The sequence below is a fragment of the Streptomyces sp. MMG1533 genome (assembly GCF_001279775.1).
In the GTDB taxonomy this organism is placed as follows: domain Bacteria; phylum Actinomycetota; class Actinomycetes; order Streptomycetales; family Streptomycetaceae; genus Streptomyces.
Genome location: NZ_LGDG01000013.1, coordinates 1 through 24,992 on the forward strand (window position 1 = coordinate 1; position 24,992 = coordinate 24,992).

Genomic DNA, 24,992 nt, shown 5'->3' on the forward strand with positions numbered 1-24,992 from the left:
GGGTTGAGACTTCGAACACCTCCCTCAACGGCGCGGGAGCCTTGTGCGTTGTGGCCACGGCGCCTGTCACTCGATCGGTGGCCAACCTGAAAGACCTCAGTGAAGGAACACCGCCGATGCCGCCTGGTCAGTCGAAGGTCGAGTTGTATGCCGCGCTGCGGCGTGACGCTCGCGAGGGCATGTCGAACCGGGCGCTGGAGCGCAAGTACCGGGTGGGTTGGCGGACTGTTCAGAAGGCGCTGAGTTCGGCGTGGCCGCAGCCTCGGGAACCGTACGCGCCTCGCCGTTCCAAGCTGGATCCGTTCAAGCCGGTGATCGACCAGATGCTGCTGGCTGATCTGGATGCGCCGAGGAAGCAGCGTCACACGGTGGTCCGGATCTATCGCCGGTTGATCAACGAGCACGCGATGGACGACGTGTCCTACCAGGTCGTGCGCGCCTACGTCGCCAAGCGGAAGCCGGAGATTCGGGTCGAGGCCGGCCGTGGCCCGGCGCACGTGTTCATCGAGCAGTCGCACCTGGCCGGCGCCGAAGCCGAGGTCGACTTCGGCGAGGTCGCGGTCCGTTTGCGGGGCGAGCTGGTGAAGTGCCATTTGTTCTGCCTGCGGTTGTCGTTCTCCGGGAAGGCGGTGCACCGGGTGTTCGCCTCCGGCGGTCAGGAGGCGTTCTTCGAGGGCCACGAGCACGCTTTCAGAGTGCTGGGCGGCGTGCCGTTCGGCAAGATCCGGTATGACAAACCTGAAGGCCGCGGTCGCGTCGGTGCTCGGCTTCACGCGGCGCCGGGTCGAGACCGACCGGTGGACCGCATTTCGGTCCCACTACGGCATCGAGCCGTTCTACTGCACGCCGGGAATCGAGGGCGCCCACGAGAAAGGCGGCGTCGAGGGCCAGATCGGCTGGTTTCGCCGCAACCACTTCGTTCCCGTCCCCGAGATCGACTCGCTGGCGCACTTGAACATGCTGATCGACGAGTGGGATCTGGCCGACGAGGCCCGGCGGATCGGGACCCGTCCCCGCACGATCGGCGAGCTGTTCGCCGTCGAACGGCCGTCGTTGAAGCCGTTGCCCGTCGAGACGTTCGAGACCGGCCGCTGGTTCACCCCACGGGTCGACCGGTTCTCCCAGATCACCGTCCGCACCAACCGTTACTCGGTCCCGACCCGGTTCATCGGCCGCCAGGTCCGGGTCTTGCTGCACGCCTCCGAGCTCGTGGTGTTCGACGGCCGCACCGAGATCGCCCAGCACGAACGGCTGCTGACCAAGAGCGGATCACGGCTCGAGCTCGATCACTATCTCGAAGCGCTGCTGCGCAAACCGGGCGCGCTGCCCGGCGCCACGGTCCTCGAACAGGCCCGGGCCGCGGGCCAGTTCACCCCGATCCACGAAGCCTGGTGGACAGCCGCCTGCAACGCCCACGGCGACGCCGGCACCCGCGCTCTGATCGAGGTTCTGCTGCTGCACCGGCACATGCAGCACGACCACGTCGTCGCCGGCCTGGCCGCCGCGCTCCAGGTCGGAGCGCTCACCGCGGACGCGGCCGCGCTGGAAGCCCGCCGCATCGCCGACAACGACGAACCGACCTCGGCCAAGCCACGACGCCGAGCCACCACCGAGGCAGACCGGGCCGTCGCAGCGACCGTCACCTCGCTGACCCAGCGGCGCCTGGCGCAACTGCCCAAAGACACCCGCCCCATGCCTGACGTGTCGATCTACGACCAGCTGCTTCCCAGCCGGCGAGCCGCCGTGGCCGCCGCTGGGCGCGCGCCGGCCCCGAGACCTACCCAGAAGCCGAGCAGGAAGAAGCCGCCGCCATGAGCCCTCGCCGCCGGATGAGTGAACAAGCCGCCGAAGCCGCCGTCGACCAGGCATGCCGGGTCCTGCGACTGCCCACGATCCGCAACCAGTTTCCCGACCTGGCGGCCAAGGCCGGCAACGACCAGATGTCCTACCTGGTGTTCCTGGCCGAACTGCTGCTGGCCGAGTGCGACGACCGCGCCAGGCGCCGCTCCGAACGCCGGATCAAGGCCGCCCAGTTCCCCCGGGAGAAATCGCTGCGCGAGTTCGACTTCGATGCCAATCCGAACATCGACTCCGCCGTCGTCGGCTCGCTGGCCACCTGCGAGTGGGTGAAGAAGGGCCTGCCACTCTGCCTGATCGGTGACTCCGGCACCGGCAAGTCTCACCTGCTCATCGCGCTCGGCACCGAAGCCGCGATGGCAGGTTTCCGGGTGAAATACACCCTGGCATCGAAGCTGGCCAACGAGCTGGTCGAGGCCGCCGACGAGAAGATCCTGACCAAGACCATCGCCCGCTACGGCCGCGTCGACCTGCTATGCATCGACGAACTCGGCTACATGCAACTCGACCGCCGCGGCGCCGAACTCCTCTTCCAGGTCCTCACCGAATGCGAGGAGAAGAACTCCGTCGCCATCGCCTCCAACGACTCCTTCGCCGGCTGGGGCAAGACCTTCACCGACCCCAGACTCTGCGCCGCCATCGTCGACCGGCTCACCTTCGGCGGCAACATCCTCGAGACCGGCACCGAGTCCTACCGCCTCGCTCACAGCCGCGAACTCGCCCGCTAAGCCATCCCCACACCATCCGGACTGCCGTCAGAATTCACCAACATCCAGCCGGCCCGAGGCCACGAACCGCCGTCAACTTTCACGGCCAAACGACGTCAGCATTCACGGTCAAAGCCAGCGGTCCGCTTCAGCATGGTGAACATGGTGAAGTGGGTCCTGGAAGTTGGCCTGGCGGTCCTGTTGTCAGGGCTCGAAGCGGCGGCGCTGGTTGCCTTCTGGTTCGTCGAAGGCATGAAGAAGTGGGCTGCCGAGGGAGGGCCGGTTCCCGGTGAGACGGGTCGGTTCTTCCTGGTGCTGAGCGTGGGGTCGACTTCCTCGGCGCTGATCAGCTACGGCTTCTCCTGGGCTGATCTGCCGGTGGCCTGTGCGTCTCAGGCGGTCTTGGCTGCACTTCTCACGTTGCTGCTGATCCTGGGTGCAGGTACCGAATGCGGCAACATGCATCGGCTCCGGTCCGCCGGTGCCGGTGGTGACCCCTCGTCACTGAACCGGACCATGCGGCGGACGTCCTGGGATGAGACAGGTGTACGGCGCTTCCGCCTCTCCGGTCATCCCACACGACCCATCCCTGCATCCGACTTGTCAGCCCCACCACGACACCCACGCGCCGCGGAATACGGGGGAATATTCCCTTCAAGGCGAAAGCGACCCCCCAAGAGCCTGTTTCTGAAGCCTCGGCTTGGCCTGGGCCCGGTGCTGCTTGCCCCCCGGGGGGCGGTGGCGCCGGCGGCGCCGGCATCGGCTCCCACTACCGCGGCGGTGGCGGCGCCGGTGGCAGGGGCGGCGGGGTCGTCGAGTGTTTCTTCCCGGTACAGCCCGGACAGATCCTCAACATCGGCGTCGGGAGGTGATTTCCCGGAGGCGGCGGTGGGGACTGGACTTTCCGCGGGGACGCCAATTACGGCGAGTCAGGCTCTCACCCAAATGCGCTCAGCCCGGCAGATATAACCCTGAGCTCAGTCATGCGCAACAATACAGGGCCGGCGCCTGTCGGCATCCAGCTCAAGGTCCGGCGTCGAACGGGGTGGGAACGCTTCGCGCCAGGCAGCAGGTCGACCACGCAAGAAGGGCAGACACTCGGGCCCACGCCAATTCCAAAGTCATCACATATGAAGACTCTGGAATTGATTGAGTATTTCTACCTGTATCCGGCAGCCTTTTAGACGTGCATCCAGCAGAACGCCGGACGCACAGCCGTCATCTGCGGGAGGAAGAAACGTGCGCTTCTTTCGGACTCTGTTCGCCGCTTCTGTTCTGGCTCTCTCAGCCACAGTCGTTCCTGGTGCCGCCCAGGCGTCAGCTCCATCCAACGCCCCTTGGGCCAAGGACGTAATCGACACCGAGCCGTACATCATCACGCGCGCCACTGACCCGTCGGACCGCCTGCTGCCCAACGGCTGGTCGGCAACGACCGGGTTCGTCAAGGCGTGGGGCGGAGGAAACCCCGGCTACGACGAAGCATGGGAGGTCGAGGACGCCGGCCGGGTCATCACCGGCGACACGGTGTCGACCACCCACATCCTGAGGTTCCGCCGCAGCGAGAACATGTGCATGGCCGTCTACGGCGACACCAAGCCCGGCGCGTACATGCAGCAGGTCAAGTGCGACAAGACGGACCCCGCCCAACGCTGGATTCTGTGGACGAGCCCGTCCGACCCGGACAGCTACCGCATCGTTCCGGTCAGGGACACCCGCCTCGCCGTCGGCCCGGAGGTGCCGGTCGCACATGACACATGGGTGACGCTGCAGCGCCCCGGGCGCAACACCGACTGGCGTTTCGACGAGGCGGTGAACTGACACTCGCACCTCTGCCTGTGAATGCTGTGACTGCGGCGCATCTGCGGCGCATCTGCGGCAGTCACGGCGCAGCGGCCGGGGCCGGGTGCCCCGGCCGACGGATCCGTCCGCGCGACGCGCGTGAGGCCAGGGTCTTCAAGAAGGTGTGTCCCTGACAGGCCACCGGCGATGGTGGGAGAACGGTGTCCAGGGCCGTGGCTGGCAGCCGGTCCGTGCCGGCCGGGCCGACCCGGCGCTGCACCGCCTGGACGCTGGTCAGCGTTCCGCCGAACTTCGACGGCGGGATCGGGATGGTGCGGTAGTGGTCGAAGGAGTGCTGCACTTCAGCCCCAGTCGGTGGCGGCCATTTATGGCTGCGGCTTCCGGGCGAGGGGTACGTCGACCAGGTGGTCCCACTTGATGGGCTGCTGTGAAAGCGGCCCATGCAGGCGGCATCGTCACTCCCGCCGCGCCGCAGCTACCGATCCTCTATGGAGAGGCGCCGGCGATGGTGCCGCCACGGTACTTGGACTGTCCGGCGCCCCGGTCGGCTCTGGGGCCGTCGAAGCGGGCGTGCTCTGCGTACCGAAGACGGCAGGGCCCCTCTCCCAGATGATGTAGAGCACTGTGACGATGCCGAGGCCGACCAGGAGTGCCGCACCCGACTGGGGGTTTCGTCAGGCGGCGTAGACGCCCAGACCGCCCAGCGCGAGTGTCACGGTGAGAGGCAGAGTCATCGGGTTCCCCGTGAAAGCAAGGCTCCGGTGCACTGGCGTGCGTCGGCGTTCTGGCCGCTGTTGCCTGGGACACGGTCGCCAGACGTCACGTGGTGGCTGGATGTCATGTAGCGGTTCCTTGTCTCGTTGAGTGGGCTGAGCAACCGGCCGGGTGGCGCGGCTTGGGGAAACACGGTGATGCTTAACGGCTGCCGTTGCTTCCCTCTGCCGTGTCCGGGCTGGTCATGCGGCTCAACGTACAGAAGCTCTCCGACGGCAACTTCCGGATGAGGGCGGCGAATTATCCGAATCGGCGGCGTCGGGAATGGCCGGTTCGCAAGTTTCGGTATGGCCGCCGTACCCGGTCCGCCTCTCGTGCACTTCGGGGATGAAACCGCAGGCAGGAGAGCTGCCAGGTGCGTTCGCCGGTGCGCGGGCGCGGTGACGCAGATCATGCCGGAAGGTTCTGCTGGTGCCCTGCTCAGGGGCCGCTGTCGGTGGGCGAGGGCTGACGTGACCGGCCGCTGTGGTGTGCCTGAATGACGGCGTCGATGCCGCCAGACGGCTCTTCGTCCGGCTTCTCGGCCCAGGGCCGGCCCGGGACCGCGGTGCGTTCAGGTGTGACCGGCACGGGCGGGCGCGATGTCTCTACGGGGCCGTTGACCACGTCGGCGGGCCTTGGCGAGCCTGCGCTGGCAGTGCCCGTTGCGGGTGGGGCTCATCGTGTCGTAGTTGCAGACGAGCAGGACGTCCAGGCGGAACCGGCGCCGCAGAGCAGTCTCAAGAGCTGGATGCCACGTGGCGGACTGCAGGACGGAGCCTGCTTCCCTGTCCGCCACGACCACGGGAACGTCCAGCTGATTGCGCTGCAGCCTGGCCTGCAGCACGGTGCAAGCGCAGGGCATGCACTTCCTGGCGGCTGAGGGCCCCGGAGTGGCTGGCCAGCAGTTCAGCCCACACCTCACGGACACGCTCGTTGATCTCCGGACAGCCCAAACAGGTGGCCCGTTGCACAACGACGTCGGACAGTCTCACCCGGAGCGTGCCGGCACACCGGACACACTCCACCGTCCAGGGGACGCCGAAGCCGCGACAGCGCACCAGAGGATCAAAGTCAGCCTTGCGCAGCAGCCGCATGGCGGTGTCCTGGGAAACCTCGCCGCCCGGGCTGTCCGCGACCACGGCCTCCAGCTGCGCCGTCTCCCGGGCCCGTGCCCCGCGGACACAGCCGTCGTGCTGCTGCGCCCGCAACCAGGCTTCACACCAGACAGCACGGCGACGCGCAGGCAGCGCACAGCCGACAAGGAACGCTTCCAGGCACGCAACGAAGCCCGGAACCTGCCGCCGGGGTAGAGATCCGGTACGCAGTGCAGCGGGACAGATCCATGCCGACAGCCCGCGCCCTGTTCTGCATCACCCGGTACGACGGTGCTCCGCTGGACTGCCGCAGTTCTGCCAGCGCGGCACTGAGATCCCGGAAGTCCCTGATGAGGTGAGGCAACAGAACCTGCACTCCGGTACCGCCGCCGCGTTGGCGCCCTCGGCAGGACTCCTGCCTCAGCCGGTCGATCTCATCGACGTCCAGGCCGCACGCAAGCACAAAGGCGCGAACCACTTCCAGCTTGGGCACCACGATCCCGAAGCCGCCCGCTGCAGAGTGGCCGCACTGCGGTGTCGGGTTCCCCCGGCGAGTCGGGCGTAGGAAACGCCTCGTAACTTCCGCCCGTTGCGCAAGGCTGCGGCAAGTCTGCCGACAGGGCTCAGAGGGTCCGGGACCGGCTTCTCGGGTCGCCCCACCACATCGCACCTCGCTCCCGGAGGCGTGTAAATGACAGCTGTGCATGAACGGTCCCCTCGGTCCACCTCACGGCTCCAACCGACAGACGCCTGGCGGCAGTTGGCGCCACCGCGAAGGCGGACAGCATCCTGCCACTTGCACGCCGTTAATACTCCAGCCGTAGATCGTGATCTCGATGGTGAGGGGCGCCTCTCCGCCTACCCGAGTTCACCGAGACGGAGGGCGTCCTCAATCTCGCTGAGCTTCGCGGAGGACAAGACGCCCGCCCGCTCGATCAGGTCGCTCTGGGACACGGTGGTCAGCCACGTGCAGGGGGTAAAGCCCTGGCGCGGGAACGCGAACCGCAGCACGCCTTCAAAGGGCAGTCCTTCCATGGCACCTACTTGCACTTCGACGCCCAGACCGCTGATGTCGACGCCCGCAGGAGTGACGACCTGCATCGCCCGGATCCTGGACGCGTCGTCTGCCGCCAGCAGTACGACCAGCCGCCGCTCGTCGAACTCCACCCACCAGACTTCGCCACGTTGCACATGTCCTCCTGACTCAGGACGGCAGGCGGAACTGCGCGACCCTGACGCTTTGTGGAGACGGGTGCGGCCACCGTTGATCATCGTGAGTTGTGTGGACTGACGAAGAGACGGTGGCCGCAGGTCACAGCATAGAACCCGCCCGTTGGCGGGACGTGTTCGAGGGCCTGATGGGCCGGATCGCGGGGCGCTTCGCCCGGGTCGAACCACGTCGCAGGGCGGCGCGGTTGGTGCTCGGTCTATTGGCCGACCTGCCGCGCAAGAACTGCTGGACCATCGCCGAGTGGGCTGGCGAGACCACTCCGGACGGCATGCAGCACTTGCTCGGTCGCGCCAAGTGGGATGCCGACTGTGTGCGCGATGACGTGCGCGAGTACGTGCTGGAGCACCTGGCGACGAGGACGCGGTGCCGGTGGTCGACGAGACCGGGGACGTGAAGAAGGGCACGCACACCGTCGGAGTCCAGCGCCAATACACCGGCACCGCCGGAAGGATCGAAAACTCCCAGGTCGCCGTCTACCTTGTCTACGCAGGCCGCCGCGGACACGCGGCGGTGGACCGTGAGCTGTACATCCCGCGCTCGTGGACGTGCGACCCGGACCGCTGCCGGGCCGCGGGACTGGGTGAGGACACCGTGTTCGCGACCAAGCCGGACCTGGCCGCCCGCATGATCGGCCGATTCCTTGACGCCGGGCACCGTGTGGGCTGGGTCGCCGGAGACGAGGTCTACGGCGGCAACCCGAGACTGCGGGCCGCGTTGGAAGAACGCGGGGTCGGCTACGTGCTCGCCGTCGCCTGCTCGGCCGAAGTCACCACCGGCGCGGGGAGGTTCCGCACGGATGCCCTGGCCGCGAAGGTGCCCCAACGGGCCTGGCAGAAGCTCTCGGCAGGGGCCGGCGCCAAGGGAAACCGCTTCGACGGCTGGGCCGTCATCGAGCTGGCCGAACCCCGGCCCGGCAGCCACCGGCTGCTGATCCGCCGCAACCGCACCACCGGTGAACTCGCCTACTACCGCTGCTTCTCGCCGACCTCGGCGTCCCTGACCACGCTGGTCCGCGTCGCCGGGTTGAGATGGCGGGTGGAGGAGACCTTCCAGGCCGGAAAGGGCCTGGCAGGACTGGACGAGCACCAGGTCCGCCGCTTCACCTCCTGGTCTCGCTGGGTCACCCTGGCCATGCTCGCCCACGCCTTCCTCGCCGTCGTCCGCGCCGACGAACACGGCCGCCATCCTGCCCCGGACGGGCTGATCCCGCTCACCTGCAACGAGATCCAGAAACTGTTCACGACGCTCGTAGTGCGGCCCGTGCGCGATGCGGCCCACCAACTCCGTTGGTCCGCCTGGCGACGCCGCCATCAGGCCCGAGCCCAGGCCGGCCATTACCGCCGACAAGCCGCGCATCAGACATGAAGACCACATCAGTCGCAGATCGTGAGCTCGTGGTCTGGCGGTATTGAGGTGCGGCGAGGCCGGTAGTGCTGCACACTTCTTCGCCGTGGAGATCGTGGAGGGCGAGCTACGGCGGCTTCGGTCTGGACTGGGGGCTGAGGACGGCCAGCAGCGGCCGTTTCTCGTACGGCTCCGGTTTACCGCCGAGGATCCCGCCCAGGTCATTGCCGATGTGCGTGCGGTGCTGACGCGCGTGGTCGAGAGGATAGGCGACTGGCCTGCATTTGACCGGTGGCCGCAGCTGCTGCCGGCGTGGTTCATCCAGCGGTGCGCGCCCGAGCCCAGGGAGCCGGAGCCTGGCGAGCGCTTCGATGCCGGGGCATGGCTGCGGCAGTGGCGGGCGATGACGCCGGAGCAGAGCGCGGCCGCCAGCCAGGGGCCGTGGACGCTGTCGGATTGGCTGTACTACTTCGACCCGACCGAGGAAGGGACCGGTGACGATCGCAGCTGGTGGTGGTGGCACGCAGGAACCGATGAATCGGGAGGCGGCTGGGTTCAGGTGGCCACCACCGGCTGGCCGTTCGGCAGCGGTTCGCTTTCGTGGCTGATTGAGGCAAGCGGCGGCACGGATCTGGCCTATGGACCGTGACCGTTACACACACAGCGCGGCACACCTGCATTAGCGGCCGACAAAGCAAGATCACGATCTACGGCCGGAGTATTAGGAGGACGCCGACCCCGACCTGGAAGAAGATCTACGGCCAGCACCCGCTCGCGGGGGCGGCAACGGGCTTGCCTGTCAGTCCATTTCGCGAACCCGGAACGACCTTGCTTTCCTTTGTGACCGAGAGCGGCACGCACGGTGTTGCGGGAGTGGCCAGTTAGCTGCGCGATGCGGACCTCGGTAAGGCCGGCTGCCTTGGCTTTACGGATTAGATCGTCACGCGACTGCATGCAGCGCCTGTAGGCAACCAGTTCCGATTCACAGTCCTCCACCATGTCCAGAGGTTTGCTCTCCACGGCAGCTGGCGGAGATGCCTGGTTCTGGTTACGCGCGCGGGATGCGTTTGCTTGCCTATGGATGGCTTGCGCAGGCATCCCCAGCAATTCGCTGTCCATCGCGATCACTTTAGGCATGTGCAGAAATGTACATGTCCAGTTCTGCACACCTAATTGTGTTGATATTCGTGTGTGAGTAGTCGGGATATGGGCTCGCCGGGTCATAGAAGAGGGCTTACGGGATGGCAGCTTGCCCGGATTGGGAATTATCCGTGAAGCTCCGCCTGGCGGCGCACCCGCGTCGATCATCTGCGGCCAAGGGGGCGCCTGCCCCTGGCATATAAGGCGGAGGCGTCATGGCGGCACCAAAAGTCGTGGTCGGAATTGACTTCGGGACACATGGGTCCGGTATTTCGTGGTGCACCTATGGCGGCAAGAACGACGACCCGGCCCAGCGGCGCATCAACTTCGTCAACACGTGGGCGGGACAACCCGTCGCCACCGTGAAGAATCTGTCCGCGCTTCTGGTCGACGCGCAAGGCGAAGTCCTGGCGTGGGGCTACGACGCACGGAGACGAGCTTTGACCAAGGCTTGCGCTGATGAGCCTCGCTACTTCAATGCCTTCAAAATGGGGCTCATGGAGCAGGCGGTCGCGGAGCGCGCCGACCTGGGCGGAGAAGAGTCTGTCCTTGAGGACTCCGACAACGACGACGAGGGCGAAGACGACAGCCAGGAAGACGAAAACGGGCTTGACGCGTCGCCGGAGAACGTCGCCGAAAGCACCGGCGAGGAGGAAGGGGCGGGGGAGGAGGGCACCAGTGACCTCGTCGTTCTGTCTGGCACACGCCGCCAGAACGCGGAGTCGCTCATCGCCGCGTACCTGCGGAAGCTCTACGAGACGGCACTCACGCAGGTCACCGCCAGCGGATAAGACAAGGACGACATCCGCTGGTGTCTGACTGTGCCGGCGATCTGGACCGACGAACAGAAGCAGGTGATGCGGGACATTGCGGGGAAAGCAGGATCCCCCTTGAGGACGGCCGGCTCGTCCTCGCCCTGGAGCCGGAAGCGGCAGCTCACTACGCCCTGGTCAGTGGCGTCAAAGTCGCCGGCGGCGCCTCGGATGGCGCCAGCTTGATGGAGCCCGGAAGTCGGTTCGTGGTGTTGGACTGCGGCGGCGGCACCGGCGACCTCACGGCCTACGAGACCGACACCGAAGGCCGGATGGTCGAGATCGGCCTTCCCCTCGGAGGCCCTCACGGGGCAGAAGAGATCAACCGCGCGTTCCGCGATGAGCATCTCCTGGACCGCTTCGGCAAGCTGGAGATCTTGCAGGATCTTGCCGCGGATCACCCCGAGGCGCTGCTGGACCTCACCGAGGCCTTCGAGCGGGCCAAGCTCCACTTCGGGCCCCACGAGACTGACCCCATCTACCTCACCTTGCCGACGGCGATCGACCGGCGAATCGGTGCCACGGTACGAAAGCGTCTCGCCCGCAAGCAGAACGGTGTCACGGACGCCATCGTCGTGACCGCAGACGAGGCCCGCCGCCTGTTCGACAACGTTCTTCCAGACATCCTCGACCTAATCGGCGAGCAGCTCAAGGAAGTGGAGAATACGGCGACCGCCACAAGCCGCGCCCCAGTCGTTCTCCTCGTCGGCGGCTTCAGCGCGTCCTCCATGCTCCAGCACGCGGTCAAGGAGCACCTCTTGGGCCGTGCCGACGTGCTCGTGCCACCCGACCCGGGTGCCGCTGTCCTGTATGGTGCCGCGCACTCCGCCTACGAACCGCACACGTGGGCACGTCGGAGCAGGCTGACCTACGGCACCTGCTACTGCCCAGAATTCGAGGAAGGCGTCGACCCGGAGGAGTACCGCTTCACCCTGAGCACGGGCGAGGTCCACTGCAAGGCGCGGTTCTCCAAGCTCGTCACCCGGGGCGACCTGGTCAACACGGATGATGAAGCGCACCTTCCGTACGTTCCTCTCGAGGGCACTACCCGCAAGCTGACCTTCAGTCTGTTCTCCTCCACGGAGCCGGATCCTCGCTACGTCACCGATCCGGGGTGCGAGTACCTCGGCAAGGTCACGGTTGACCTGAAGAAGGTCATGGCCTTCGCCTTGGAGGATCGCGGCGTCACCTTGTACATGCGCTTCGGTGAAACCGAGATCAAGGCCCGTGCGGTAGTGCGGCAGAGCGGCGAGGAAGCTGCCGCCTCACTTGGTTTCCTGACGAACTACTGAGCCGAGGACGACCGTGGACTTCATCCGAAACGCGTTGTCACCGGCACAGCCCCGTGAGACCTTCAGCCACCCGGAAGACGGCGTGGTGGGTGATCCCCCAGCCAGGCCCCGACGACTGGATATGGAACTCGATGCGGGCGCCCGCAGGCTGACCGGGCTCGAACGCGAGCACCGAGTGCTGCAGCAGGCATATACCCAGTTGGAAGGCCGCCTGCAGTCTGTGGAACGACGGCTGGACGCCCTGCTGGCAGCGCGAGCGGAAACCCGCAGCGACCTGGCATCCAACGCACACAGCGTTCATCACGTCATCGCCCGCGAATATATGACGCCCTCGTTGAGCAGAAAGTCCAGGGGCTGGCCCGGGCGGCTGCCCATTCTGTGGCCCCGCCCCCTCCCGGCGCTGTTCACGGGATGCTGTGGCTCATGGGGCAGATCTGATCCGTCCTCTTCGGCCCGGACGAGCCGGACGGTAAGGCGGTCCTGGCCGCACTGGGCAAAGCCCGCCTCGATCCGTTGGCATCGCAAGCCAGTCGGCTGAGCAGCAGTGCCCTCGATCTCCGGCAACGATCGGCGCAGACGGGTCTGCCAGCACATTGGGATTTCGAGCTCGTGCCTGGCGAACCCCTCGACGAGGAGTGGCAGGAAGCGTGGCCGTCCTGCGACAGCACGCTGCCCGGCCAGTTCGTGATCGCCCCCGCTTACCTTGTAGCCGAGCAAGTCTTCAGCCGGCAGCGGGCGTGCACTGGCCTGTCCATCCCCGGTTGATAACGGCGCCGATCCGGGACGGGCGGCGGAACCGCCGTAGAAACCCGTCTCACGAACGGCACATGCGACGTAGGGGCCACGCCGTCGGCCCCGCGAAGTCAGCCGACGGTCGTCGAGGGCCTCTACCTGAAGCGCCCCGCCCCCGCCCTCACCCGCCTCGACGCCGCCGTCTCCCACCTGACCGCCCTGGGCCACACCGAGGAGACCGAGCCGCTGACCTCCCTGGCGGCCCGGCTGTGCGACGAGGAGTGACGTGGCGGATGACCATGGGGGTGGCCATTTCGTGGGCTCAGCGGAGCACGCTCCCATAACCTCGTGCAGGGGGACGTCAGAAGCCGGTTGAATTCACGTCGAGGAGGCGATGGTGCTCGGAAAGGGCACGTGGTTGCTCGTGGGTGCCCTGGCCCTGGCCTGGATGGTGCTCTCCGGACCCAGTGCACCCAGCGGTGCCCTCGACGCCAGGTCGCTGCCCGACAAAGCCGTCCGGGACGTCGTATCGAACCGGGTCGCGACGTGGAATCTCTGCAACCCCTGCGAGACGGGCAACGACGACCGGGCGGCGGAGATCGCCACCTTCGCGCCCCAGGTCATCGGCCTGCAGGAAGCGTGCGTGGGTGACGTCGAGAAGATCCGGGAGTATCTGGAGAACCTTCACGGGCTCGTCTACCACGTCGAGTACGGGTCGGTTCTGCGGAACTGGGGCCGTTGCGGGGGAGCGCCGTGGAACCCGGGGGGCTACGGCCAGGCGATCCTCTCGGCGGCCCCGATGACCGACGTCGTCAACGTCGAATATCCCGACGGCGGCTCCGAGGACCGTGGGTACATGGCGGTCACCACCACGGTGGGCGGCCGCCAGGTCAGGGTCTTCAACACCCACCTCGCCGAACGACGTCAGGAGGCGGTCCGCGCGGACCAGGTCGGCGTACTCACCAAAGAGATCGCCCGGTACGACCGCACGATCGTCATCGGCGACTTCAACGCGGTACCGGACGCCTCCGAACTCACCAGGATGTGGGCCCTGGCCGAGGACGCGGCCCCACAGTGCCGACCTTCGGCGACCGGCACCTGCGAGCCGACCACCGACTGGCAGAGCAAGTTCGACTACGTGTTCCTGCGAGGCTACGTCCCTCTCGAGCAGCGCGTGCATCCGAACCCGGTCTCGGACCACCACCTGGTGTACACCGACCTGAACCCGACCTCGCGCCGCTGACCTGCGTAGAACGTGGTTGGCCCGCCCAGTGCTACGGAGAGCTGGGCAGGTGCGGGGAGCGGAGTGCGAGCAGGGTGATCTCGCTGGCGGCGAAGATGCGGAACGGCGGGCCCCAGAAGCCGCTGCCGCGACTGGTGTTGATGAGGGTGCGGATGCCGTGGCGGCTGAGGCCGGCGAGGCGGGCTGGTTGGTGCGGACCAGGGCTGCCTGGCCCCACATCCTCGACGCGCTTGGCGGCGGAAGCTCAACATTTCTTCTGTTTGATCGCGAACTTCGTCGGAGGGCTGCTGGGTTCGCACGATCTTTGGACGTGGGAACCCAGTGACGACAGGCTGGCGGCCTTTCACGCTAGGCGGTAGCGAGCTGGAGGAGTTCCGGAACGCCTTGGGCGTCTCTGTAGGGCTGGAAACGGGGGAGCATGTCGTCGACGAGACTGATGCAGCGGGGTGCTCCGATACGGCGGGCCAGAAGCAGCGACTGGGTGGCGGCGGCCGCGGCGGGCTCGGGTTCCTTCAAGTCGAGGTAGCTCGCGGCGCGGTAGGCGAGGAACACGCCGCGGGTTTTGTCCCGGGCGGACGGCAGCAGGCGTTCGCCCTCGGTGATGAGCTGGTGGGCGCGGCCGGTGTCGCCGAGGTCCAGGAGGGCCTGGCCGGAGTCCACGGCGAGATCGGCTTCGGATACCCAGACACACCAGGCGGGCCGACTGATCGAGCACTTCCCCCAGCTCACCGGAGTGCCCGTCGTCCTGAACACGTCCTTCAACGACCGCGAGCCCATCGTCGAGACTCCAGCCCACGCGCTCGCCACGCTCCAGGCCGGCGATCTGGACGCGGCATGCGTTGGCGAATACCTGGTCGAGCGGTCCTGACCTGCCTTCGGGGACTGCCAGACTGGAGGGCATGACGACCTCCACTCCGCCTATGAGGGAAGCCGCCCGCGCCATCGTCCTCGACGCCGACGATCGCATCCTGCTGCTGCGCACCTCATGCAGGCACTACGTGTCGGCGTCGGCAGAAGTTCTCCCGGTCTTGGCGCCTTGACCCGACCGAGTGCGCCTCGGGCGTGGTCGCGGCGGGCTGGCTTAGGAGCGCGTGCTGACGAAGCGCACGCCCGGGCCCCACTTCTCCATCACCGGGGCCATGCACCACTGGCACAGAGGGCTGCCACCGCTGCCGTACTTGTGGGTGGGCCGCTGGCATCCGGAGCACGGGCCGATCAGGCTGCCGGGGCAGGCCAGGGCGGAAGGATCCGGATCCGAGATTGGGGGAGCGGGGGTGGTGGTCATCGGATGGTCCTGTTCTGGGCGACGGTGCCGGTCACCGCGAACGCAGCATACGACCGGAACGGTACTGATGTTCGATCGGCGTGCCTCGGTGGCGGGCGTCATTGCGCGAGCCGGTTGGCGGCCTCGGAGTTCGTGCAGACCACGACGGGGTGTGATGGGCGGCGCGGGACGCCCCAGGGGATCGGGGTGCGGTCGCCGGTGCCGCCTGGAGGGTCGCCGCGCCGGGCTGCCGCAGTCCGGCATCGGCTGGTGCTAAGTCGAGGATGTGGAGCTGGACGTCGGGTCGGCAGTGGGTGCAGGCGCGCAGTCCGGCGGTGATCAGGCGGCGGGCTTCGGTGCGGTCGACGGGGCGGCGGCGTGCGCCTGCCATGTGGCAGTCGCCGGCGTGGATCTGGACGGGTGGGCGTCCGGTGCCGATGCCGAGTTCGACGACCCACTCCGGCGGTGTGGGCCGGCTGCGGCGGCCGTGCTCGGCTTCGGCCTCGCGCTTTCGCGCAGCGGCGATCTTCGCGTCGATGCGCTCCAGCCACATGGCGTGCCACACCCGCAGGGTGAGTAGGCGCTCCAGGTCGGCTGGCAGGTCATCGAACACTTTTTTGATTCTATGCTCATGATCAGCGCCCGCGCTCTCGCGTGTTCGATTTGATGTTCGATAACGTGGGGTGTGGGAGGTGAGTGTCGTGACGGACGGGACAGCAGCGGGTCGGAGCACGGTGATGCATGTGCGCTGCCCGGACCGGCTGCCGGAGGAGCTCTACCGGCAGGTCCTGGAACTGCTGGCGGAGCTCTCCCCGGTGGTGCAGGCTCCGCCCACTGCTGCCCTGGTGGAGCTGAAGGGCGCCCTGCGCTATCACGGGGCGGATGCCCGCCGCCTGGGGGAGGTGCTGCGGGTGCGCACCCTCTCCCTCCTCGGGGTCGACGTCCGCGTCGGCGTCGGACCGTCGATCACCGTCGCTGCCACCGTCTCCGGCCAGATCAGTGCGCCCGGCGGCGTCCTTGGCGTCGGCCCCGATCAGGTCGCCGACTGGCTGGGGCCGCTGCCGGTCGACGCCCTGCACGGCGTCGGCCCTCGGCAGGCGGCAGTACTGCGCGACTACGGCATCCACTGCGTCGGCCTGCTCGCCGCCATCCCGGCCCGCCACGGTGCAGCGCCTGCTGGGCGGGCGCGCCGGCCGCCAAGCCGCCGACCGCGCCCGTGGCATCGACCCGCGCCCCGTGGTCCCCCGGGCGCTGCCCGTCGCCGCGACCGCCCGCTGCGCCTTCGACCGGCATGTGCTGGACGGCGCCGAGGTCCGCGGCGCCCTCCTGGGTTTGGTCGTCAAGCTCGGCCACCTGCTGCGCCGGCGTGGCCAGGTGGCCCGCTCGCTGACACTGGTCCTGAAGTTCGCCGGCGGCACGTCGTGGGAGAAGACCCGCCGACTGGCCGAGCCGTCCGCCCATGACGACGATCTGCGCACCCTTGCCTACCAGTTGATGGATGCCGCCGGCCCGCAGCGCGGCCGCCTGACCGGGCTGGCCCTCAGAGGCGAGGACATGGTGGACGCCGACCAGGTGGCCCAGCAGATCAGCCTCGACGGCGCCCGTGAAGCCCGCCTGGTCGCCGAAGGGGCCATCGACCGGGTCCGGGACAAGTTCGGCCCCGGTGTCATCGGGCCGGCGGCCGTCTTGGGGCGCGCTTCATGACCCGCCCCGTCCCCGCACACGACGGTCAGGGGTGAGCTCCGATGCTGCTGTGATGAGGATCTCTGAAAGCGGCCAGCGATGCTCTTCGCTGCCCAGGCCGTTGTCTTGGTCAACTAGGGTCGATTCGCCCGGCATTGAAGGGTTCGGGTCTACTCAGCTCCGTCAAGGGTGCCGTCGGCGTCGCAAGCGATGGGCTGCGCCCGCCCTGGACAGCTCGTCCCGGCTCAGGGTCCGCCAGGTAATGCTCCAGGATTGAACGCTTCAGGGGAGCGCCAGGCTGTTGTCGGCGGTCAGGCCACTGAGCTTGTCGGGGTTGACCTGGAAGCGCAGGTTCTGGATGCGGCCGTCGACGAGGTCGAACGAGAGAGCGCCGACGGTGTGCCCGCTGAGGGTGGCCAGCACGCCGAGCTCGCCGTTGATGACGGCCGGCTCCATGGTCAGGGCGGCCAGTTCGGGCTTGGCCAGGAAACCCACGATCCAGCGCGCGACGTGGTCGGTGCCGTGGAGAGGGCGGCGCGCGGCGGTGACCTTGCCGCCGCCGTCGGACCAGGCGGTGACGTCGGGGGCGAGCAGCTCCATGACGGCGTTCAGGTCGCCGCCCGCGCAGGCATCCATGAACTGGGCGGTGACCTGTCGGCGCTGGGCCTGGTCGGTGTCGAAGCGGGGGCGGCGGGCCTGGACGTGCTCGCGGGCGCGGTGGGCGATCTGGCGGACCGTCGGCTCGGGGCGTTCGAGGGTCTCGGCGATCTCGGCATGCGAGTAGCCGAAGACCTCGCGGAGCAGGAAGACGGCACGTTCGACGGGGTTGAGGGTTTCCAGGACGACCATCATCGCGGTGGAGACGGTGTCGGCTAATTCGGTCTCCGTGGCGATGTCGGGGGAGGTCAGCAGGGGCTCAGGGAGCCACGGGCCGACGTAGGTCTCGCGGGTGGCCCGCGCGGAAGTCAGGCGGTTCAACGAGAGGTTGGTGACCGTGCGCACCAGGTAGGCCTTGGGGTGGCGAATCGCTTCGCGGTCCGCCGTGCTCCAGCTCAGCCAGGCGTCCTGCAGGATGTCCTCGGCGTCGGCGACGCTGCCCAGCATGCGGTACGCAGTGGCGAACAGCAGCCTGCGGTGTTCGATGTACGGGTCCTGCTCAGCTCTGGCATCGACCATCGGCTCATGCTGCCAGCGCCGTAACCAGGGCGGCAAGCCCGAGATCACGGCGCTGGGAGCCGATGTGCCCGTCATACCGCGGGCTCGCGGGTGGCGCGGCCACCCTTGGAGACGATGGTGGTGACGTTCATGCGCTTGCTGAACCGATAGGTCTTGAGCGGGCTGCCGCTGACCATCTCCTTATACGCGACGGCGCTCCGGCCGGTGAGGCGCATGCGGCGGGGGGTGCCGTCGGCCCTGGTGAACTGGATGACGGCGTCGCGGCGGCCGAGGCTGACCGGCTGGTGGAAGTAGCCGAAGCGGAACGGATTGACGGCCTTGCCGCGCACGAGCCGCGCGATGGTGTCGGCGGTGTACTGGGCGGTGGGCAGGCCGCTCTGGCACGTGCCGTGGATCTGTCCCCAGGCCAGGCGGACGGCGGCGGCGTCGCCGATGGCGTGGATCTCCGGATGGGACACCGAACGCAGCGTGGCGTCGACCAGGATGAGGCCGCGGTCGTCGGTGGCGATCCCGGCGTCGGCGGCGAGCGGCGGCACCTTGACGCCGGTTGTCCACAGGCAGGCGTCGGAGCGGACGAGCCGGCCGTCGGCCAGCTCGACGGCGTCGGGCAGCACCTTGGTGACTCGGGCGCCGGTCTCAAGGGTGACGCCGAGGCGGTCCATCGCGCGGTAGAGGTAGGCGCGGGCCTTGGCGCCCATCATCCCGCCGGGCTCGTCCAGACTGATTAGCGTGACGTCCAGGCCGGGGTGGCTCTCGGCGATCTCGGTGGCCGCCTCGATGCCGGTCAGGCCACCGCCGCAGACGGTGACCGTGCCGCCGGACGCGGCGACCTCGGTGAGCCGCGCGGCGAACCGACCGGCGATCTCCGGGTTGTTGAGGGTGAACGCGTGGGTGTCGGCGCCGGGGACCTTGCCGGTGTCGGTCGAGCTGCCCAGCGCGTAGACGAGCGTGTCGTACCCGAGGGTCTCGGCGCCGTCGACGGTGATCTGCCGGGCCTCGGGGTCGATGGCGGTGGCGGTGCCCTGGACGAACGTGACGCCGGTCCCGGCGAGGAGGTCGGGGATCTGGTGGTCGGCCAGCTCCTGCCCGGCGGCGATCTGGTGCATCCGCAGCCGCTCGACGAACCGGCTCGAGGGGTTAACCAGGGTGATCTTCACGCCGGTCCGGTGGGTGCGGTGGGCCAGCCGGATGGCGCCGAACATGCCCGTGTAGCCGGCGCCGAGGACGACGATGTGGTGGCCGTTGTTCATCTCAGTCTCCCAAGTTCGGGCACCGGCTTCGGTGTCGGTGACGCCCATGGGACAAGCCACCCGCACCGGACGTGACAGGCCGCTGATGTGAAGCACGTCACACCAGGTGCACCGTGCGTGGGCCGGCAAGAACTCGTCAATTGCCTCGCTGTACCGGGCCTGGCCGAGGCGGAGCAGGACGCCGAAGAGGACGGGCTCCCATTGCCGCCCAAGCCGACGCCCCGACGAACCTCTCACCCCCGAGGAAGCCGAACTCCGCGAGCGCCTCCAGCGCCAGGTCCTCGACGGCGCAGACTGACAGGCGCCCAGGTTCAGCTCGATGTGCCGACCCCCGCTTGGCGTTCCATCCTGCAGGAATATCGGCGGGACCCCGAGCCCGAAGCGCGGCCGGCTGTCGGACGAATCCGGAGGTGCACCGTTCCGTCGCAGGTCAGCGGGTTGTGGATGGGGAATTTCGGAGAGCAGGTCTGCCCCACCCCCGAGCGCGAGGTGGGGAGATTCAGGGGGCCTCATCAGCCGGCACCGCCGGGATGGCCGGGCGCGCCGGAGAACCTGCCGCACTGGCCCTACGCGCTGGCCGTCGACCAGGCCCTCACCGCGGAAGGCGTCTCGCCCGGGGTGGTGCGGGTCAGCCACGCCGCCCACCAGCACGGTGGGCGGACGTATCTGATCCTGATGTGGAACCTGAGCCGTACCGGCGGCGGCGGCACTGGGAGGAGGAGACGGGCTGGGCATACGCCCTGACCGGTCCCAGTACGTCGGACATCCTCGAGAAGGAGCCGGCTGCCCCGCTGCACCGGGTCTTTGCTCCTCCTGAGGATGTCGCGGAGATGGCCGGCCGCATGGTCCGCGGCTGGCACCGTCCGAGCGGTGAGGATCACGGGGAGTGGGTGCAGGCGCCGACGGCACGGGAGGCGATCGAGGTCTACCGCCGCCGTATCTACGGCTAGTGCTCTGACCACATGCGTTCACCGGCTTGGGCGACCGTGAGGTGGTGAGGGCCAGGCTCGTGGCTGGGGCGTCCGCTTATGCTCAGCTCGTGCAGCCGCCCTCCAACAGCAGCGATCCGTTGATCTTGGCGTTCCCTGCCGGGCTTGCAAGGGATGCCGAGGCAGTTCTGGCGGTCATGCCTGCTTCCCGCCTCCGGCCGCTTGAGCCGTTCTCGGTCTATGTAGAGGGCCAGCAGCTGTCCATTCCTGGGCGTCTGTACAGCGACGAGCCGCCGACAGAAGCGGTAGCGTCGCTCTCGTCGCGTCAACGTCAACTTCTGCACTGCCTGTACTCAAGGCACTGCGACGGGATGGTCAGGCAGCGTCACTTGGCGGAGGTCGTTGACTCCGTGGAGCCGTGGGTCGTTCCGTTCGTTGTGCAGTTGGTCGGCGAGTACGTCTTGGAGATCCTGGTCGTCATCCGCGATGAGCTTCGTGATCTCGCCACACCGGGCACTCGAAGCCGCCTCGCTTACGGGCAGTTCATCGTAGAAAACCCGGCCTTCTTCGCACGCACTCAGCGGCGGGTCGTGAGCTACTGGAACTGCTACTACCGTTCCGCCCATTCGACTTTCCGCGGCTACCCCGGATGCAGTCTTCTTGATCTTCTAAGGTCCGCGGCCTCGGACACAGCAGGGCACCCCTGGCCCAACCTCGCTCCTGCCGGAACCAGGCTGGACGGCTACTGCTAGATTATCTAGTCCGGGCCAAACTCTGGGTGCCGATCCAGACTTGGCGGTCGGCCCCTTCACTCTCGCACCGCACCCGGTACATGTACGGGCAGGTGGAGAGCACGCCCGGGTCCGGCACCACGCCGGGGCCCAGGACGACCCATGCGGCAACCTGCCCAGTCGGGCGACACCGAGCCGTCCATATGGACACGCAGAGCGACACCCTCCTCGAGGTCCACGTCCAGCAGCGACCCGATCGGCTGCGGGAAAGCGAACCGGCCAGCCCTGCCATGCTCCAGCAGCGACTCGGACCTCGCCGACTTCACATTCCCAGTCAAGTACTTGTGTTCAGTTGGGCCGGCTGACTAGATGATCAATTCCAAGGGATGCCTGCGGAGGGTGTGGGGTGGGCGGCGCCCGAAGCCACCGCGAGACGGTCAGGCGGCGGGCTGCCGGCCCTGGTTGTCGGGCTGGCAGCGGGCGGTCAGGCGTCGGGGTCGACTTCGGGGTGCGTGAACCGCACGGGCTTGCCCAGCGACCGGGCGTAGGCGATTTCGGCTCGGGTGCTGTCTCCGATGTAGTCGCCGACTACGAGTGCTGGTCAAGGAGTTCCACGACCGGCTGCGCGTCAAGGTCCGCGAGAAGCTGGGCCGCGACGTGGAGCCGACGGCCGGGGTCATCGACTCGCAGTCAGTCAAGGCGGACGCGGTCGTCGGCGCGGACAGCCGCGGCTTCGACGGCGGCAAGCTGATCAACGGCCGCAAGCGGCACGTCGTGGTCGACACGATCGGCCTGCTGCTGGGCGTGATGGTCACCGCCGCGGATGTCGGCGACCGCACCGCCGCCCACGTTCTTCTGCGGCAAGCCGCCGACGCACACCACCGGTTGGAGCTGCTCTGGGCCGACGGCGGCTACACCGGCAGCCTCGTCACCTACTGCCTCACCGTGCTCGCCCTGGTCCTGACGATCGTCAAACGCAGCGACGACATGCGCGGCTTCGTGGTCCTGCCCAAGCGGTGGATCGTCGAGCGCCTCTTCGCCCACCTGATGCGCACCCGCCGCCTGGCACGTGACTACGAACGCCGCACCATCAGCGCCGAAGCGGTGATCTACTGGTCGATGACCCTGCTCATGTCCCGCCGCCTGGCCCGGCCACACCCTGCACGAGCGTGAACCGGCCCGGCTGCTGCTCGGCCAGCCAGCCCCGCGCGACCAGACGTTTCGCCTTCGACCGCAGCGCCTCCACCCGCGCCGGCACCACGTCCATGCCGAACACCGCGGTCTTCTCCTGGCAGGTCAGCGGCCCTTGATGGAGCCGGACCCGGTCCGCAAGCACTTCCAGCCTGCGCTGGCAATCCACCGACAGCACCGACCAGGCCAGACCCTCACGCCACACCGGCACCTGCGACTTCGACTTCGCCGCGGTCGGCGCTGACGATGTCTCCTCGGCCTGCCCCATGACCGGTGCTGTCCCAACGGCCTGGGCGTGGCTATGCCCGAGCTCGCCCACAGGGGCCAACACCTCGCCGACCCGCGAGGGGGCGATGGCCCACTCCTGCCATTCCCGCTCGGCCACGGCCAGCTCGGCCTGGATACGGTCGGCCTCCTCCCTCAGCCCATCCACGCGACGGCGGGCGGCGACCTCGCGCTGTTCCAGCAACCCCACGACCGACGGCATCCACGACCCCCACCGGAGCGACGACACGACACGCCACCACTCCCACGGGAACACCCGCCCTATGCCCGACCAGCGAAAACGCAGTCCTCAAGTCCGGAAAGACAACAGCGTCTTAGCTTGGTGTTTAACCTCGGCCGTTCACCTGACCCGCTGATCTTGGTTCGTTCCCGGGACAGCAGGCGGCCGTTCTTCACGCTTCGAGGTGTCGAGCAACGTCGCGTGAAGGAACGGCCGCTGGTGAAGAGTCTCGCCCTTGAACAGTCTGCTGACGCCGCGTTGGGTGTCCTGTCCCACTTTCGTGTCCAGTTCTACGACTGCCTCTACACCCGGGCGGATGCGCTCTTCGAGCCCACCGACGCGGTGCTGTGCTCGGACGGCCCGGTCACCTCGCTGGTCGAGTTGACGCTCACGGCCGAGCACCGGCGCGGGCACGGGGCGATGTACGACGCGGTCAACCACGGCTGGCTGGAACCGCGCCGCCTGCGCAGGCTGCTGGCCTCCACGCCGCTGCCGCGGGCCGCCGACGGGCGGATCGTCCTTGCCGTCGACGTGAGCAACTGGTTGCGGCCCGACGCCCTCACCAGCCCGGAGTTGCTTTTCTGCCACGTCTACGGGCGGGGCCGCAGCGCGGATCAGTTCATCCCCGGCTGGCCCTACTCCTTCGTCGCCGCGCTGGAGACGGGACGCACGTCCTGGACGGCTGTGCTGGACGCGATCCGGCTGGGGCCGTCCGACGACGCCACCTCGGTGACCGCCACCAGCGGGAGGTGGTCACCCGGCTTGTGCATGCCGGGCAGTGGCGGCCGGGCGACGCGGACATCCTCGTCGTCATGGACACCGGCGACGACGTCACCCGCCTCGCCTACGTCCTGGCCGACCTGCCCGTCGAGCTGGTCGGCCGGCTCCGCTCGGACCGGGTCATGCTCCGGGATGCCGGACCGCGTCGCTCTACCCCGCGAGGCGGACAGCCCCGCAAGCACGGCGGCGTCCTCACCTTCTCCAAGCCGGAGTCCTGGCACACCCCTGACCAGGCCACGACGTGCGACACCACCCGATACGGCACGGCCGAAGCCCTCGCCTGGGACCGGATACACCCCCGTCTGCAGGCCCGCGGCCCCTGGCTTGATCACTGCGGTGAACTCCCTTTAATCCACGGCACGTTGATCCGGTTGAAGGTCGACCACCTGCCCGGCGACCGCGACCCGAAACCGGTGTGGCTGTGGTCCTCACGCACCGGGATGACCGGCGAAGACGTCAACCTGCGCTGGCAGGCGTTCCTCCGCAGATTCGATCTTGAACACACCTTCCGGCTGTTCAAGCAGACCCTGGGCTGGACCGTCCCCAAGGTCCGCGATCCGCACACGGCCGACCTGTGGACGTGGCTGATCATCGCCGCCCACACTCAACTCCGCCTTGCCCGGCCCCTCGCCGAGGATCTCCGTCGGCCCTGGGAACGGCCGACGCAGCCTCGTCGGCTCACCCCTGTCCGGGTCCGCCGGGGGTTCCGCCACCTCCGCGTGAAGACAGCCCGTCCTGCCGACGTGCCCAGACCCTCCAAGCCCGGACCCGGACGCCCACCCGGCTCGAAGAACCGCAGGTCAGCCCCACGTCACGAGCCTGGGAAGACCGTGAAACGAATCGAAACCCTCACCGAACACGTCCGCCTGAAACAGCAGCGAGGTTAATGATCAAGCTTAGGGCGCGTATCGAGTCGTGATCAAACTGTCTGCTGCATAAGCCGGGGCGGCCGCCTGCGGCGACTCGCGTGAGATCATCCGTCCATGAGCAGCGACCTGGAAGTGAGTGCTCTGGCGATCAATGTCACGATCCCGCAGGCGCTCCGCTGGACGGACACTCGGCGCGGTGAAGCGTTCACGCTGACCACACTCAACGTCCGGCTTCTCCCGGACGGTCACCTCGCCGTGAAGGCCTATGGCCGCCCAGTCGGTGGTGGTCGGGGCGCGTACGTCTCGTTCCCCGTCCCGGACAAACCAGCACTGGCGGCCCTGGTCGCCGAAGCTGCCAGCCGTGCCGGGGGGTTGTGGGCCGCGCATCGTGGTCTCGGCTGAGCCCAGTTCGATTCGATGGCGGATGGTGGCAGTCCCATATTTCGCCCTCCCGGCGCCCGGGGCGGATAGATCTTCTTCCGTGACGCGAGTGCAACTGACAGACAATGAGGTCTTTCAGGTTGGCCACCGATCGAGTGACAGGCGCCGTGGCCACAACGCACAAGGCTCCCGCGCCGTTGAGGGAGGTGTTCGAAGTCTCAACCC

Annotated in this window: 21 protein-coding genes and 5 pseudogenes; 16 read left to right on the forward strand and 10 right to left on the reverse strand. The window is 68.0% G+C overall.

Annotated elements, in window-relative coordinates:
* The first annotated feature begins 116 nt into the window (after window positions 1-116).
* The 3 genes and pseudogenes from istA (at window position 117) to ADK57_RS03275 (ending at window position 4,382) form a co-directional block, all read left to right on the forward strand.
* Window positions 117-1,815, forward strand: a pseudogene (gene istA, locus ADK57_RS46800) (IS21 family transposase).
* The gene (istB, locus tag ADK57_RS03270) at window positions 1,812-2,585 is read left to right on the forward strand and encodes an IS21-like element helper ATPase IstB (RefSeq protein WP_053747801.1); all 774 of its coding nucleotides are present in this window, start codon (window positions 1,812-1,814) and stop codon (window positions 2,583-2,585) included. Before istA ends, istB begins: the two are co-directional and overlap by 4 nt.
* Window positions 2,586-3,803: 1,218 nt before the next feature.
* Entirely contained in the window at window positions 3,804-4,382 is a 579-nt protein-coding gene (locus ADK57_RS03275) for a hypothetical protein (RefSeq protein WP_053747802.1), read from the forward strand.
* A 61-nt stretch (window positions 4,383-4,443) separates the two neighbouring features.
* Here ADK57_RS03275 and ADK57_RS50805 read toward each other — a convergent pair whose 3' ends face one another.
* The 3 genes from ADK57_RS50805 to ADK57_RS03290 form a co-directional block, all read right to left on the reverse strand.
* The gene (locus tag ADK57_RS50805) at window positions 4,444-4,704 is read right to left on the reverse strand and encodes a hypothetical protein (RefSeq protein ID WP_053747803.1); all 261 of its coding nucleotides are present in this window, start codon (window positions 4,702-4,704) and stop codon (window positions 4,444-4,446) included.
* Between the two features lie 987 nt (window positions 4,705-5,691).
* Window positions 5,692-5,964, reverse strand: coding sequence for a hypothetical protein (locus ADK57_RS03285; RefSeq protein WP_159050002.1), 273 nt, complete (start codon window positions 5,962-5,964; stop codon window positions 5,692-5,694).
* Window positions 5,965-7,072: 1,108 nt separating this feature from the next.
* Window positions 7,073-7,405: a MazF family transcriptional regulator gene (locus tag ADK57_RS03290; RefSeq protein ID WP_053747805.1), complete on the reverse strand. Its 333-nt coding sequence runs from the start codon at window positions 7,403-7,405 to the stop codon at window positions 7,073-7,075.
* 167 nt (window positions 7,406-7,572) lie between these two features.
* On the opposite strand from ADK57_RS03290, the pseudogene ADK57_RS03295 reads away from it, so the two are divergent.
* Window positions 7,573-8,810: pseudogene (locus ADK57_RS03295) on the forward strand (IS701 family transposase).
* An 85-nt stretch (window positions 8,811-8,895) separates the two neighbouring features.
* On the forward strand, window positions 8,896-9,438 hold the full coding sequence (locus ADK57_RS03300) for a hypothetical protein (protein WP_053747806.1): 543 nt from the start codon (window positions 8,896-8,898) through the stop codon (window positions 9,436-9,438).
* Here the strand turns inward: ADK57_RS03300 and ADK57_RS52370 are convergent.
* Complete coding sequence (locus tag ADK57_RS52370) at window positions 9,426-10,097, reverse strand: DUF6003 family protein (RefSeq protein WP_420711836.1); 672 nt, start codon at window positions 10,095-10,097, stop codon at window positions 9,426-9,428. The genes ADK57_RS03300 and ADK57_RS52370 overlap by 13 nt on opposite strands.
* 47 nt (window positions 10,098-10,144) lie before the next feature.
* Between ADK57_RS52370 and ADK57_RS49755 the strand changes: the two genes are divergently transcribed.
* The 3 genes from ADK57_RS49755 (at window position 10,145) to ADK57_RS03325 (ending at window position 14,008) form a co-directional block, all read left to right on the forward strand.
* Window positions 10,145-10,720, forward strand: a complete 576-nt coding sequence (locus ADK57_RS49755) for a hypothetical protein (protein WP_159050003.1) — start codon at window positions 10,145-10,147, stop codon at window positions 10,718-10,720.
* Window positions 10,721-10,740: 20 nt separating this feature from the next.
* Window positions 10,741-12,033 carry a hypothetical protein gene (locus tag ADK57_RS03310; protein WP_159050004.1) on the forward strand — a complete coding sequence of 431 codons (1,293 nt, stop codon included), beginning with the start codon at window positions 10,741-10,743 and terminating at the stop codon, window positions 12,031-12,033.
* Between the two features lie 1,126 nt (window positions 12,034-13,159).
* The gene (locus ADK57_RS03325) at window positions 13,160-14,008 is read left to right on the forward strand and encodes an endonuclease/exonuclease/phosphatase family protein (protein WP_053747811.1); all 849 of its coding nucleotides are present in this window, start codon (window positions 13,160-13,162) and stop codon (window positions 14,006-14,008) included.
* Window positions 14,009-14,039: 31 nt separating this feature from the next.
* Here ADK57_RS03325 and ADK57_RS03330 read toward each other — a convergent pair.
* Together ADK57_RS03330 and ADK57_RS03335 are read right to left on the reverse strand one after the other, a co-directional pair.
* Window positions 14,040-14,215: pseudogene (locus tag ADK57_RS03330) on the reverse strand (metallophosphoesterase); the annotation flags it as partial.
* A 141-nt stretch (window positions 14,216-14,356) separates the two neighbouring features.
* Window positions 14,357-14,668 (reverse strand): hypothetical protein, encoded by a 312-nt coding sequence (locus ADK57_RS03335; RefSeq protein WP_199830467.1) that lies wholly within the window; start codon window positions 14,666-14,668, stop codon window positions 14,357-14,359.
* A gap of 73 nt (window positions 14,669-14,741) precedes the next feature.
* On the opposite strand from ADK57_RS03335, the gene ADK57_RS46805 reads away from it, so the two are divergent.
* Together ADK57_RS46805 and ADK57_RS49760 are read left to right on the forward strand one after the other, a co-directional pair.
* Window positions 14,742-14,876, forward strand: a complete 135-nt coding sequence (locus ADK57_RS46805; protein WP_234389941.1) for a carbamoyltransferase C-terminal domain-containing protein — start codon at window positions 14,742-14,744, stop codon at window positions 14,874-14,876.
* Window positions 14,877-14,907: 31 nt separating this feature from the next.
* Window positions 14,908-15,048 carry a hypothetical protein gene (locus ADK57_RS49760; protein WP_159050005.1) on the forward strand — a complete coding sequence of 47 codons (141 nt, stop codon included), beginning with the start codon at window positions 14,908-14,910 and terminating at the stop codon, window positions 15,046-15,048.
* Between the two features lie 276 nt (window positions 15,049-15,324).
* On the opposite strand, the gene ADK57_RS50810 is transcribed toward ADK57_RS49760, so the two are convergent.
* On the reverse strand, window positions 15,325-15,885 hold the full coding sequence (locus ADK57_RS50810; RefSeq protein ID WP_234389942.1) for a DUF6233 domain-containing protein: 561 nt from the start codon (window positions 15,883-15,885) through the stop codon (window positions 15,325-15,327).
* 124 nt (window positions 15,886-16,009) lie between these two features.
* On the opposite strand from ADK57_RS50810, the pseudogene ADK57_RS03350 reads away from it, so the two are divergent.
* A pseudogene (locus ADK57_RS03350) lies at window positions 16,010-16,976 on the forward strand (DNA polymerase Y family protein).
* Window positions 16,977-17,237: 261 nt separating this feature from the next.
* Here the strand turns inward: ADK57_RS03350 and ADK57_RS03355 are convergent.
* Both ADK57_RS03355 and ADK57_RS03360 read right to left on the reverse strand, forming a co-directional pair.
* On the reverse strand, window positions 17,238-18,131 hold the full coding sequence (locus ADK57_RS03355; RefSeq protein WP_053747815.1) for an RNA polymerase sigma-70 factor: 894 nt from the start codon (window positions 18,129-18,131) through the stop codon (window positions 17,238-17,240).
* A gap of 71 nt (window positions 18,132-18,202) precedes the next feature.
* A complete protein-coding gene (locus tag ADK57_RS03360) occupies window positions 18,203-19,381 on the reverse strand; it encodes an NAD(P)/FAD-dependent oxidoreductase (RefSeq protein ID WP_199830468.1) in 1,179 nt (392 codons plus the stop codon).
* 677 nt (window positions 19,382-20,058) lie between these two features.
* Between ADK57_RS03360 and ADK57_RS03365 the strand changes: the two genes are divergently transcribed.
* From ADK57_RS03365 to ADK57_RS03380, 3 genes are all read left to right on the forward strand, one after another.
* Entirely contained in the window at window positions 20,059-20,331 is a 273-nt protein-coding gene (locus tag ADK57_RS03365) for a hypothetical protein (protein WP_053747817.1), read from the forward strand.
* Window positions 20,332-20,420: 89 nt separating this feature from the next.
* Complete coding sequence (locus tag ADK57_RS03370) at window positions 20,421-21,062, forward strand: hypothetical protein (protein ID WP_053747820.1); 642 nt, start codon at window positions 20,421-20,423, stop codon at window positions 21,060-21,062.
* Window positions 21,063-21,635: 573 nt separating this feature from the next.
* Entirely contained in the window at window positions 21,636-22,214 is a 579-nt protein-coding gene (locus ADK57_RS03380) for a transposase (RefSeq protein ID WP_107091468.1), read from the forward strand.
* Here the strand turns inward: ADK57_RS03380 and ADK57_RS03385 are convergent.
* Window positions 22,171-22,719 carry a hypothetical protein gene (locus ADK57_RS03385; protein ID WP_053747821.1) on the reverse strand — a complete coding sequence of 183 codons (549 nt, stop codon included), beginning with the start codon at window positions 22,717-22,719 and terminating at the stop codon, window positions 22,171-22,173. The genes ADK57_RS03380 and ADK57_RS03385 overlap by 44 nt on opposite strands.
* Window positions 22,720-22,995: 276 nt before the next feature.
* Between ADK57_RS03385 and ADK57_RS03390 the strand changes: the two are divergent.
* Together ADK57_RS03390 and ADK57_RS46810 are read left to right on the forward strand one after the other, a co-directional pair.
* Window positions 22,996-24,404, forward strand: a pseudogene (locus ADK57_RS03390) (NF041680 family putative transposase).
* A gap of 96 nt (window positions 24,405-24,500) precedes the next feature.
* Entirely contained in the window at window positions 24,501-24,788 is a 288-nt protein-coding gene (locus tag ADK57_RS46810; protein WP_078972929.1) for a hypothetical protein, read from the forward strand.
* The last annotated feature ends 204 nt before the right edge of the window (window positions 24,789-24,992 follow it).

Coding starts and splice junctions, on each gene's coding strand:
- ADK57_RS03360 (WP_199830468.1), bottom strand. CDS start 19,381: ATGAACAACGGCCACCACATCGTCGTCCTCGGCGCCGGCTACACGGGC.
- istB (WP_053747801.1), top strand. CDS start 1,812: ATGAGCCCTCGCCGCCGGATGAGTGAACAAGCCGCCGAAGCCGCCGTC.
- ADK57_RS49760 (WP_159050005.1), top strand. CDS start 14,908: ATGACGACCTCCACTCCGCCTATGAGGGAAGCCGCCCGCGCCATCGTC.
- ADK57_RS03325 (WP_053747811.1), top strand. CDS start 13,160: ATGGTGCTCGGAAAGGGCACGTGGTTGCTCGTGGGTGCCCTGGCCCTG.
- ADK57_RS52370 (WP_420711836.1), bottom strand. CDS start 10,097: ATGATCGACGCGGGTGCGCCGCCAGGCGGAGCTTCACGGATAATTCCC.
- ADK57_RS46810 (WP_078972929.1), top strand. CDS start 24,501: ATGAGCAGCGACCTGGAAGTGAGTGCTCTGGCGATCAATGTCACGATC.
- ADK57_RS49755 (WP_159050003.1), top strand. CDS start 10,145: ATGGCGGCACCAAAAGTCGTGGTCGGAATTGACTTCGGGACACATGGG.
- ADK57_RS03355 (WP_053747815.1), bottom strand. CDS start 18,131: ATGGTCGATGCCAGAGCTGAGCAGGACCCGTACATCGAACACCGCAGG.
- ADK57_RS03385 (WP_053747821.1), bottom strand. CDS start 22,719: ATGCCGTCGGTCGTGGGGTTGCTGGAACAGCGCGAGGTCGCCGCCCGC.